The organism is Arthrobacter sp. PM3 (genome assembly GCF_003352915.1).
Lineage (GTDB): Bacteria > Actinomycetota > Actinomycetes > Actinomycetales > Micrococcaceae > Arthrobacter.
The window spans coordinates 1,308,791-1,320,170 of sequence record NZ_CP022314.1; the positions used below are offsets into that span (position 1 = coordinate 1,308,791).

At 68.7% G+C, this 11,380-nt stretch carries 10 protein-coding genes; 3 read left to right on the forward strand and 7 right to left on the reverse strand.

The genetic code is table 11. From position 1 onward, the window contains the following. The gene (locus CFN17_RS06055; RefSeq protein WP_208750440.1) at positions 1–1,611 is read right to left on the reverse strand and encodes an AMP-binding protein; all 1,611 of its coding nucleotides are present in this window, start codon (positions 1,609–1,611) and stop codon (positions 1–3) included. A 228-nt stretch (positions 1,612–1,839) separates the two neighbouring features. Between CFN17_RS06055 and CFN17_RS06060 the strand changes: the two genes are divergently transcribed. Both CFN17_RS06060 and CFN17_RS06065 read left to right on the forward strand, forming a co-directional pair. Next, the gene (locus tag CFN17_RS06060) at positions 1,840–2,178 is read left to right on the forward strand and encodes a hypothetical protein (protein WP_208750441.1); all 339 of its coding nucleotides are present in this window, start codon (positions 1,840–1,842) and stop codon (positions 2,176–2,178) included. A 409-nt stretch (positions 2,179–2,587) separates the two neighbouring features. Next, the gene (locus CFN17_RS06065; protein WP_208750442.1) at positions 2,588–3,694 is read left to right on the forward strand and encodes an IS110 family transposase; all 1,107 of its coding nucleotides are present in this window, start codon (positions 2,588–2,590) and stop codon (positions 3,692–3,694) included. A 296-nt stretch (positions 3,695–3,990) separates the two neighbouring features. On the opposite strand, the gene CFN17_RS06070 is transcribed toward CFN17_RS06065, so the two are convergent. From CFN17_RS06070 to CFN17_RS06085, 4 genes are all read right to left on the reverse strand, one after another. Further along, the gene (locus tag CFN17_RS06070; RefSeq protein WP_208750443.1) at positions 3,991–5,511 is read right to left on the reverse strand and encodes a dihydrolipoamide acetyltransferase family protein; all 1,521 of its coding nucleotides are present in this window, start codon (positions 5,509–5,511) and stop codon (positions 3,991–3,993) included. 10 nt (positions 5,512–5,521) lie between these two features. Continuing rightward, positions 5,522–6,502 (reverse strand): alpha-ketoacid dehydrogenase subunit beta, encoded by a 981-nt coding sequence (locus tag CFN17_RS06075; RefSeq protein WP_208750444.1) that lies wholly within the window; start codon positions 6,500–6,502, stop codon positions 5,522–5,524. Beyond that, entirely contained in the window at positions 6,502–7,782 is a 1,281-nt protein-coding gene (locus CFN17_RS06080; protein ID WP_208750445.1) for a thiamine pyrophosphate-dependent dehydrogenase E1 component subunit alpha, read from the reverse strand. The genes CFN17_RS06075 and CFN17_RS06080 overlap by 1 nt, the downstream gene beginning before the upstream one ends. Positions 7,783–7,929: 147 nt before the next feature. Beyond that, the gene (locus tag CFN17_RS06085; protein WP_208750446.1) at positions 7,930–9,048 is read right to left on the reverse strand and encodes a histidinol-phosphate transaminase; all 1,119 of its coding nucleotides are present in this window, start codon (positions 9,046–9,048) and stop codon (positions 7,930–7,932) included. 94 nt (positions 9,049–9,142) lie between these two features. Between CFN17_RS06085 and CFN17_RS06090 the strand changes: the two genes are divergently transcribed. Next, entirely contained in the window at positions 9,143–9,529 is a 387-nt protein-coding gene (locus CFN17_RS06090; protein ID WP_208750447.1) for a phage holin family protein, read from the forward strand. Here CFN17_RS06090 and CFN17_RS06095 read toward each other — a convergent pair. Then, positions 9,480–10,910 carry a hypothetical protein gene (locus tag CFN17_RS06095; RefSeq protein ID WP_208750448.1) on the reverse strand — a complete coding sequence of 477 codons (1,431 nt, stop codon included), beginning with the start codon at positions 10,908–10,910 and terminating at the stop codon, positions 9,480–9,482. The two genes, CFN17_RS06090 and CFN17_RS06095, sit on opposite strands and share 50 nt — an antisense overlap. After that, on the reverse strand, positions 10,910–11,284 hold the full coding sequence (locus CFN17_RS06100) for a hypothetical protein (protein WP_261792389.1): 375 nt from the start codon (positions 11,282–11,284) through the stop codon (positions 10,910–10,912). Before CFN17_RS06100 ends, CFN17_RS06095 begins: the two co-directional genes overlap by 1 nt. Positions 11,285–11,380 lie beyond the last annotated feature (96 nt).

Sequence of the window (11,380 nt, forward strand, 5' to 3'; positions counted from 1 at the left end):
CTAGGGTCTGCCCGGCAGCGCGGCGTGCCCTGCGGCGTGAAGCATCCGGCGCAGGATTTTCCCGGACGCTGACTTCGGCACGGCCTCGATGAACTCCACGCGGCGGAGTTTCTTGAACGGTGCCACCCTGGCGGCCACGAAGGCCATGACCGCTTCCTCGTCCAGGGCGTCACCGTCCGGACCGGGCTGACGCACCACGAACGCCAGGGGGACTTCCTGGCCGTCGGCGTCGGGGGTTCCGATCACCGCGGAGTCGGCAACGCCGGGGTGGGTCAGGAGCAGCGCCTCAAGTTCCGCCGGGGCGATCTGGTAGCCCTTGTACTTGATGAGCTCCTTGAGCCGGTCCACGATGGTCACGACGCCGTCCGCCCGCACCGTGGCGATGTCCCCGGTGTGCAGGAAGCCCTCGGCGTCCAGGGTGTCCGCGGTTTCGTCCGGCCGGTTGAGGTAGCCGAGCATCACGTTGGGTCCGCGGCACAGCAGGTGGCCTGGCGCGCTGGTTCCTTCGGCGGGAACCGGGATGTCCTGCCCCGTGGCCGGGTCCACGAGGCGGCACTGCATGTTGGGCACCGTGTACCCCACCGAGCTGACGGGGACATCGCTGCCGCCGCGCGGAATGAGGTGCGACACCGGGCTCATCTCGGTCATGCCGTAGCCCTGCAGCACCCTGCATCCGAGACGCTCGGCCAGCCGGGTCCCGAGCCCGCCGTCCAGGGGAGCCGCGCCGGACAGGGTGGTGTGCACCGAGCTGAGGTCGTAGTCGGCAACCATGGGGTGCTTGGACAGCGCCACGGCCACCGGCGGGGCGATGAACAGGTAGCTGCACCGGTGGTCCTGGATGATGCGCAGGAACTCGGGCAGATCGAATCTGGGCATCGTCACCAGGCGCGCGCGTTGGCGCAGTGCGAGGTTCAGCAGCACCGTCAGTCCGTAAATGTGGAAGAACGGAAGCAGCGCCAGCAGCCGGTCGTCGGGACCGACGTCGAGCAGCCCCCGGGACTGTTCCACGTTCGCGATCAGATTCCGGTGGCTCAGCATGACGCCCTTGGGCCGCCCGGTGGTCCCGGACGAGTACGGCAGCACCGCCACATGGGTGGCGGGATCGAACGAGACCCGTGGAGCCGGCGCGCCGGCGGCGAGCAGGCCAGCCAGCGACGGGTGGCCGTCGGCGCCGTCGAGCACCACGAGCTGCCCAGCCGGGATCCCGGCCTGTTGGGCGGCCTCAAGGGCGGCGGGCAGCAGGGCCGAGACGGTGAAAATCCAGGACGCACCAGCATCGGTGAGCTGGCCGGCGATCTCGTCCGCCGTATACAGCGAGTTGACGGTGGTGACTGTGGCGCCTGCCCGCAGCAGGCCGTGGAACACCGTGGCGAAGGCGGGGATATTGGGGCACAGGATGGCTGCGACGCCGTGGACCCCGAGCCCCTGAGCCGCAACAGCGCCGGCCAGGGCATCAATCTGGTCGCGGAGTGCACGGTAGGTGGTTTCCGCTCCGCTGCTGCCATCGACGACGGCGACCCGGTCCAGGTCCGCCTCCGTCAGGGCGCCGAACAGGTAGTCGTAAATACCGAGGTCGGGAATCTCGACATCGGGGTACGGGCTTGAGAACACGCAACATCTCCTTTGATCCGCGTCCGCCGGTCCGGCGGCGGCTGGTGCCACTCTAGTGCCGCGGCTCGCCCGGCGGACAGGACGACGCGGGCCGGAGTTGATGAGGATCACCCGCCTCCGTGGGCAGCCTCACCGCCGGACGGCCGTCCGGGGACAGTCCGGCTCGGTAAAATTGGGACTGCCCTCGATGGTGCGGACATCCCAGAATCCACCCAACCGAGGGGACCCATGATCACTCTTCAGCGCCGTCAGCTGGTCGGCCATGACATCCTGCTGGCCCGTCACGGCAACCACATCAGCACCATGCGGGTGGACCGCGGCGCCGGACGCGTTGTTGCCCTCCTGGATGACGGATCCACCGACAGTGCCCCCAACCTGATCGCCCCGGGCCTGCGCATGCCGGACACTGTGCGGAGCGTGCTCAGGGAGGACTGGAAGCTCCTCGCCACGGTCAGCGCGTGCTGCGTGGGACTCGCCGGCCTGATGTTTGCCGCCGCGGCCGCCCTCGCCGGGATGAGCCACAACCCCGCGCTGGCCCAGATGCTGACCGCCTACACCGGAAGCTAGGGCCCCCGGACGCCAACACCCGGCACTGCGTTTTCCTCAACTGACAGAACCCCGCCGCTGAATGCTTCAGCGGCGGGGTTCCGTCGTTTCGGTGCAGTTTCCGGGGCTAGACGATATGAAGTGAGAGGCCTGCGCCCGTCCGGGGTCGGACATTGTCGCCGGGCCGGCCTCGCAGCGCCGGCTTGGTGTTATCCGTAGCCTCCTGACGAAGGGCGGCGCTGCGAGGCCTCTTGCCCGGCGGTGTCGGCCTTTATCCCCGGACGGGCAGAAAATGGCCGGGGTCTTGTGGGGGCCGGGGCCTTCTGTTTCACAGCGTCCGTGGGTTGCCATTGGCGTTTCCCGTGGGCCTGGCCGGCCCTGTCGGGGGTGCAATGGTAGTGCCACATGTGAGGTTTGGGAGGTCCCGGCTATGTTTGAGCATACGTTCATTGGTCTGGATGTTCACGCGGTCAACGTCGTTGGGCATGCGCTGAACCCGGACACCGGTGAAATCCGCGACCACTCCATGGCCGCGGATCCGGCCGTGGTGCTGGAATGGGTCCACCGCTTCGACCCGCCGGTCAAGGTCGTCTACGAGTCCGGCCCGACCGGGTTCGTCCTGGCCCGTTACCTGCGGGCCGCCGGGATCGACTGCGTGGTGGCTGCTGCCTCGAAACTGTTGCGTGCCCCCGGGGACCGCGTCAAAACCGACCGGCGCGACGCCCGGGTGCTGGCCGAGATGCTCGCCGTCGGCGCGGTCACCGAGGTCCGGATCCCGGATCCGGAGGAGGAAGCCCTGCGGGACCTGTCCCGGCTGCGTTCCGGCACGGCCAAGGACCTCGCACACGCCCGGCAGCACGTGAACGCCATCCTGTTGCGCCACGGCATCCGCTATCCCAAGGACACCCGGTGGACGAAGGAACACCGTTTGTGGCTGCACCGCCAACGCTTCGAGGAACCGGCGTTGCAGTTCACCTTTGAAGCCGATGTCGAGCAGGCCGAGTTGCTCACCGGCCAGCTGGCACGCATCGACCAGCAGGTGACCGTGACGGCGGCGTCATGCCGTTACACTCCGGTGATTGAAGCGCTGATGTGCCTGCGGGGCATCCAAATCACGACCGCGTTCGGACTGGCCGTGGAGATTGGGGACTGGACACGCTTCACTGGATCGTCCATCGGGTCCTATCTCGGGCTGGTGCCCAGTGAGGAATCCTCCGGCCAATCCCGCCATCAGGGCCCGATCACCAAGGCAGGGAACACCTATGCCCGCAAACTCCTGATCGAGGCGGCCTGGCAGCACCGGCGGCCCTATGCCCGGCCCGGGGAACGGCTGCTGCGCCAGCTCAATCGGGTAGCCCCCGCAACCCGCATCCGCGCCCTGGAAGGAAATCACCGGCTCCACCGCAAATGGGAACACTTCGACGAGCGCCACAAGATGTCAGTCAAGGCCAACACCGCGATCGCCCGAGAACTCGCCGGCTGGTGCTGGTCGCTGGCCGCCCCGCTGCAGCAGGGAGAACACATGGCCGCAGCCTAACAAGAACGTGCCCCCGGAACGTGGTGCAAGTGCGAGGGCAGCATCCGGAGCTAACCCGAGACTGGACTATGAGCAGACGAACCAATCCGTCGACGCTCGATGCTAGACACCCCGATAGGCTCCAGCCGAACACATCGTCATGCGGTAACCAACCCGCGAATGTCAGCCTGACACTGCAAGTCGAGAACGACCCGCCCACACCTTCACCACGACCAAAGAGGGCACCCGATGAGCGGCCCCGGGAACCAAAAGCCAGGAGCCGCTCACCTATGCCACTTGACAACCGGACCTACATATCAGTCCAGCAGCAGGGCCGGTTCTTCCAGGATGGCGGCGACGTCGGCCATGAACCGGGCCGACAGGTCCCCGTCCACGACGCGGTGGTCGAAGGATCCGCCGAGGGTGGTGATCCAGCGCGGAATGACTTCCCCGTCCAGGACCCAGGGCTTCTGCTTGATGGTGCCGAACGCCACGATCGCGACCTCGCCCGGGTTGATGATCGGGGTCCCGGTGTCGATGCCGAGGGCGCCGATGTTGGTCACCGTGAGCGTTCCGCCCTGCATCTGGGCGGGCTGGGTCTTGCCTGCCCGCGCGGTCGTGGCGAGGTCGTTCAGGGCCAGCGCCAGCTGCTTGAGCGAAAGGTCCTGCGCGTCCTTGATGTTAGGGACCATGAGGCCGCGGGGCGTGGCGGCCGCGATGCCCAGGTTCATGAAGTGCTTGACGTGGATCTCCGCGGCATCGCTGCCGTCGGGGTTGTCCACCCAGGTGGCGTTCACGCTCGGGTTCCGCGCCGCGGCCCAGATGACGGCTTTGGCGAGGATCAGCAGCGGGGAGATCCTGATGCCCTCGAAGTCGCGGGAGGCCTTCAGGCGCTTCACGAATTCCATGGTGCGGCTGGCGTCGACGTCGACAAAGATGCTGACGTGCGGCGCCGCGAACGCCGATTCGACCATGGCCTTCGCCGTGGCCTTGCGGACACCCTTGACCGGGATCCGTTCGATCCGCTGGTCCTGCGGCCGTCCGGACTTGCCCCAGAACGAATCCGCCTGGTCCACCTCGGCGTCACGCTGGGCCTGGTAGCTGACAAGGTCCTCGCGGGTCACTTCTCCGCGGGCTCCGGTCGGCACGACGTCGGCCAGGTTGATCCCCAGGTCCCGGGCGATCTTCCGGACCGGCGGCTTGGCCAGGACCTTGCCGACGAGGCCGCTGATGGTACCGCCCAGGGTGGGCCGCTGGTCGGCAGCGTCCGCGACGCCGGCGGGGCGGTTCACCGCACCGGGGTTGATCCAGATGTCGTGGGCCTCCACCGGTGCCGCGGCCGGGACGGCAGGGCCGGGCGCCGCTGTGTCCGCCGCGGTGTCGCGGCCGGCGGCGGAAGCTGCCGCAGGGGCGGAAATCCGGCGGCGGCGCTTGACGGCATCGGCCTTGGGGCCGGAACCCACCAACGGACCGCCGGCCGGGCGGCCGCCTGGTTCACCGGCGTCGGACGTGTCGGCGGGCAGCTTGCCGTACATCGGTGCCGGTGCCGGAGCGGCAGGAGACGCGGCGGCCGGCGCTGCCGGTGCCTGGGCTGAGGCGGCGTCGCTCACGCTGATGATCGGCGTGCCCACCTCCACAGTGACTCCTTCCGGAACCAGCAGCTCGGCCACGGTCCCGGCGAACGGTGAGGGGAGCTCCACGAGGGACTTGGCCGTCTCGATCTCGCAGAGGACGTCGTTGACGGCCACGGTATCGCCCGGCTTGACCTTCCAGGTGACGATTTCGGCCTCGGTCAGTCCCTCGCCGACGTCGGGGAGGTTGAACTTGTTCAGCGTCATGGGGTCCTCGTTAGTACGCGAGGGCGCGGTCCAGCGCCTCAAGGATGCGGTCGATGTCCGGCAGGTAGTCTTCCTCGACCTTCGCCACGGGGTAGGGCATGTGGAAGCCGCCCACCCGGATGACGGGGGCTTCGAGCGAGTGGAATGCCCGTTCGCTGACCCGCGCGGCGATTTCGCCGCCGATACCGCCGAAGGTGGGGGCCTCGTGGGCGACGATCAGCCGGCCGGTCTTGCGGACCGAGTCCGTGACGGTGTCGAAGTCGATCGGCGAGATGGAACGGAGGTCGATCACCTCGACGCTGCGGCCGTCCTCGGCGGCGGCCTCGGCCGCGGCGAGGGCCACCGGCACCAGCGGGCCGTAGACCACCACGGTCGCGTCGATTCCCTCGCGGAGCACGTGGGCCTTGAAGGGGTCGGCGGACGCGCCGGGAGCCTCGGTGTCCACCTCGCCCTTGAGCCAATAGCGGCGCTTGGGTTCGAAGACGATCACCGGGTCCTGGCATTCGACGGCCTGCTGGATCATCCAGTAGGCATCGTGCGGATTCGACGGCGTGATGATACGCAGGCCGGCCGTGTGGGCGAACAGCGCCTCCGGAGATTCCGAGTGGTGCTCGATCGATCCGATGCCGCCGCCGTACGGGATGCGCACGACGACGGGGACGGTCAGGTTGCCGTTGCTGCGCGAGTGCATCTTGGCCAGCTGGGTGGTGATCTGGTTGAAGCCCGGGAACACGAAGCCGTCGAACTGGATCTCACACACCGGCTGGAAACCGCGCAGGGACAGCCCGATCGCCGTGCCGATGATGCCGGACTCAGCCAGCGGGGTGTCCACGACGCGGTCGGCGCCGAATTCGCCGATCAGTCCGTCCGTGACCCGGTAGACGCCGCCAAGGGCTCCGATGTCCTCGCCCATGAGCAGCGAGCGGGGGTTATTGGCCAGCGTGGCCCGCAGGCCTTCATTGATGGCCTTGGCAATGGTCATGGTGGTCATCAGCGGGCCATCCCGTCTGTCTGGTCAACTTTTGTCTGATCAGCTTCTGTCTGGTCAGCTTCCGCCTCGTCGGCGAATCCTGCGCTGTATTCCTCGAACCAGGCCAGCTCTTCGGCCACGAGCGGGTGGGCCTCCACATAGGTGTTGGCGAACGCGGTCCGGATGTCCGGGGTTTCCAGGTCATGGGTGGTCTTGCGGACGTAGGCGGCGAGTTCGTCGCCGTCGGCCCGGACCTGGTCGAAGAAGGCGTCGTCGGCAAGGCCTTCGGCCCGGAGGTACTTCTCGAGCCGGTCCAGCGGGTCCTTGGCCCGCCACACGCCCTCTTCCTCGGAACCGCGGTACTTGGTGGGGTCATCGGCCGTGGTGTGCGCCCCGACCCGGTAGGTGAACGCCTCGATGAGCACGGGGCCGTGGCCCTCGCGGGCCCGCTCCAGCGCCCACTCCGTGACGGCGTGGACCGCGATCACGTCGTTGCCGTCCACCCGGATGCCGGGGAAGCCGTACCCCTTGGCGCGATTGGCGAGCGGGATGCGGGTCTGCACCGAGGTGGGGACGGAGATCGCCCAGTGGTTGTTCTGGCAGAAGAAGACCACGGGGGCCCGGTAGGACGAGGCAAACACCATGGATTCGTGGACGTCGCCCTCGGAGCTGGCGCCGTCGCCGAAGTACACCATGACGGCGGCCTTGGGCTCGGCGGCCTGTCCCGCCTCGCCGCTGCCAACGGCGGTGGCGGCCGCCAGCTTCTGGTCCCGCTGGATGCCCATGGCGTAGCCGACGGCGTGCGGGGTCTGGGCGGCCAGGACCAGCGTGTAGAGGTGGAAGTTCGTGTCCTTGGGGTTCCAGCCGCCGTTGGAGACGCCGCGGAACTGGCGCAGGAGTTCGGCCAGGTCCACGTTGCGTGTCAGGGCCACGCCGTGTTCGCGGTAGGTGGGGAAGATGTAGTCCTGCGGCTGGCTGGCCCGGCCGGAACCGATCTGGGCGGCCTCCTGCCCGGTAAGCGGAACCCACAGGGCCAGCTGGCCCTGCCGCTGCAGCGCGGTCGCCTCGACATCGAAGCGGCGGATCTTCGACATGTCGGCATAGAAGCCGCGCAGGGTGCCGGGGTCCAGCCTCTCGGCGTACTTCGAGAACACCGGGTCCGAGCCCAGGGTGCCGTCGGGTCCCAGCAGTTGCACCATCGGCTCGGCCGGGGCACCCAGTCGGGCCTCGGCTTCCGCCTCAAGCTGGTCATCCAAGTCGGTTCCGTCGAACTCGGTAGCGGGCAGATGTGTGGCGCCCATACCGTCTCCTTGCTTGCCGCATCCGGGTGCGACGCAATCGCTGGGATATATGCCGGATCCGGAATACATTCCGGTTCCGGCATATATTTTGGCTTACTCGTCCTTACTTTATCCGCACGGGGCGGCCTCAGAGCGTCATGTTAAGCGCTAGGAACGCCGGGGCGGTTTTGTATAGACCGCACAGAGATCCAGGAAGCGGGTGTTGGCTTCCGTTTCGCCGATGCTCACCCGCACGCCCTCGTTGCCGAAGGCACGCACGGACAACGCCCGTTCCGCGGCCAGTGTGGCGAATTCCGCGCTGTTTGCACCCAGGTTGAGCCAGACGAAGTTCCCCTGGGCTTCCGGCACGAACCAGCCGAGGTCCCGCAGTCCGGCGGTGACCCGGTCCCGTTCGTCCACCAGGCTTTGTACCCTTTCTACAACGTCGCTGAAATGCTCAAGCGACGTGACGGCCGCGGTTTCGGCGATCTGGGACACTGCGAAGGGTGTGGCGGCGACGCGCAGGTGCTGGGTGAGCTCGGGCCGTGAGACGCTGTAGCCCACGCGGAGCCCGGCAAGGCCGTGGGCTTTCGAGAACGTCCGCAGGACAACGACATTGGGGTACTTGCGGTACATGGCGATGCCGTCCACGGCGTCCGCGGCGCGCACGAATTCCTGATAGGCCTCATCGATGACCACCACGACGTCGGCGGGAACAGACTTTATGAACCGTTCCGTTTCCGCGGTGGTCAGGATGGGGCCGGTCGGGTTGTTGGGCGTGCATAGCAGGATCATCCGGGTCCGCGCCGTGACTGCCGCCGCCATGGCGTCGAGGTCGTGGCGGCCGTCCGCGGTGAGCGGGACCCGGACGCTGTCGGCACCGGCCAGTCCGACGCAGATCGGGTAGGCCTCGAACGAGCGCCAGGCGTAGATGACTTCGTCGGCCTTGCCGTCGTCGTTCTGGCCGGCAAAGGTTGTCAGCAACTGGTTCAGCGCGCCCAGGCTGCCGGCGCCCGTCACGATGTCCTCGGCGGAAACGTCCAGGAAGCGGCCGAGGGCTTCACGCAGCTTGCTGCTGAGCGGATCGGGGTAGCGGTTAAAGTCGGTCTGCGCCGCGATCGCCTGCTGCACTGCAGGGATCGGGGGCAGCGGGTTCTCGTTGGAGGAAAGCTTGTAGCTGACCAGGCCCTCCACCGGTGCCGGCGGTTTTCCGGCCGCGTAGCGGGGGAGCAGGTCTACCACCGGACGGGGTCTGATGCCCCCGGCCGTGTTCTCTGAAGAAGTCATGCCACCAAGCCTACTTCGGGTCGCCGCCGCGTCAGCCGGGGTATAGGGGGACATGGCCCTGCCGCTGCCGCCTGCCGTGTGACAGCATGGGGCCATGCGCTCATTCATTGTTCGAGTCATCATCAACGGGCTGGCCCTGGCAATCGCATGCTGGATCCTCACCGGGCTGGATATTTCCACCACGGGCGACGGCACGCTCAGCACCATTCTGGGCTACCTGTTCATCGGCCTGATCTTTGGCCTGGTCAATGCCTTCATCAAGCCGATCGTGAGCCTCCTGTCCCTGCCCATCACCATCCTCACCCTGGGCCTGTTCACGGTGGTTATCAACGCCGGAATGCTCTACCTGACGTCCTGGATCAGCAGCTACACGACCGTGCATTTCACCATCGACTCGTTCTTCTGGACCGCGGTGTTCGCCGCCATCATTATCAGCCTGGTGTCCCTCGTGGCCAGCTTCCTTCCCGCACTCGACCGCTAGGACGCGCCGGCCCGTGGTCCGGCTCCCGGCCCGGCCGCGGCTCACGCCGGAGCGAGAACCGGGTGACCGTCGCCGCCCCGCCGGTTCCCACCACGGCGGCCAGCGCCGCCGTCGAATCCCGCAGTGTGGCGTCCGGGCTCGCCGCGACCAGCGCCGCGCCGTCGGCGTAGTTTGCCAGCCGGTGTCCCGGGCCCAGTCCGAAGTCCTGCGGCGCCGGCAGGGCCAGCGGGTTGGTCAGCGTCACGGTCACCCGGTCCCTGGTATCCGCGTTGGCTGCGCCGTCCGCCCCGGGCACCCAGTCCTGCTCGTGTTCCAGGTGCAGGCTGCGGACCCCCTGCTCCGGGGTGATGCCTCCCACCGGCGATCCCGCCGTCAGGACAAACTCGAGGTCGTACGGGGCCAGGACGGCCCGGTCCCGGCTGAGGTTCATCGCATGGATGCCGCCTTGGCTGTAACCCACGGCCACGAGCTGATCGCCGGCACTGGCTCCGGCCTGCCGCAGGGCCTCCCGGATCGCCGCGGAGGTGGCCGACGAGTCGTAGCCCAGGGCCTCGGCGACGCCGGCAGGGTCGAATGGATTCGTGCCGTCCGGCGGGCCGTCCAGCTGGGTCCCCGGAATGATCACCACCCATGCCGGCCGGCGTGCGCCCTCGACCTCGATGACTTCGATCCGGCCGCCCTGCGCCCCAACGTCCCCGGCGCGCCGCAGCAGGCCGGCCGGCGAGAGGTCGACGTCGGCGGAAATCGTCTCCCGGTCCACGATCTTCACGGGCCGGGGCTTGAGGAACGCCAGCCCCGGCGCCTCGGTGGCGTCCCTGACCAGGCGGCGCACGTCAGCGGGCCCGTTCAGGGCACCGAGCACCGCGGCCAGGGGCGCGGGCACGCCCAGCAGCGCGGTGAGGTGTCCCGGCATCCCGGCGATCCAGCCCTCCACGGCGCCCCGCACGCCGGGAAGGGCGAACGGCTCCGGCGCCGCCCCGTACCCGGCGCCCTGGAAGCCGAGCCGCATGAGCAAAGCGTTCCGGGCCTCGGCGTACTCGTACTCCCGGTGGCTGGCGCGGACGTCGTCGCCGATGCGCTGCAGCTGCGCGCGGACACGGCCGACATCGCGGCCGGCTTCCCCCACTGCGATGATCGCGTTGCTGCCGCTGGCATAGGAGTCGGACTGGAACGGCCCGAGGGCGTGTTTGACGGCGTCGGCCTCCACTTCCACAGCCTGCAGCTCCCGGACCAGCCCGTCCAGGGCCGTGGCGCCGGCCAGCAGCTCCTCGAACTGGAAGCGGATGCCGCCGATCCCGCCCCGGATGCGCAGGCTGCCGTCAGGCGGCGGCGCGGAGACCCGGGGCGCGCCGCCGGCGTCTGGCGGGGTCGCCTCGGCCATCAGGGGCCGGCCCTGCCCGCGGACAGTGCCACGTTGCAGGCGTGCCGCTGCACCACGGCCGCGGCTTCCAGCAGGGCGTCCCGGCTCCGGCGCAGCGACGCGGCCTGCAGGGACACGGTCACCCGGTAGGCGCGTCCGGCGGGCGACTGCCAGCCCTGCAGTTCAAGCCGGGCCAGGCCGGCGAGCACGGCGTCGGCCGCATCCGCGCACCGCGCCACGCGGGCGGCGAGCTGCTCCACGTCGGAACTGCGGGATGCGCACGCCTGGGCGTCGGCAGCCCGCACACCGGGGGCGGCCGCGTCCCCGGCCGGCATCCGGCTGGTCGTTTGCCCGGTCGTTTGGCTGGTCGTTGGGCTGGTGGTTTGGCTGGTCATTGCGCTGCTCACGAAACCGACGCTAACGGCCGGTCCGGAGCGGCTGAAGACGGGGGTCCTGCTATGTGGACAACACCCTGCACGGGAGCGGCCCCG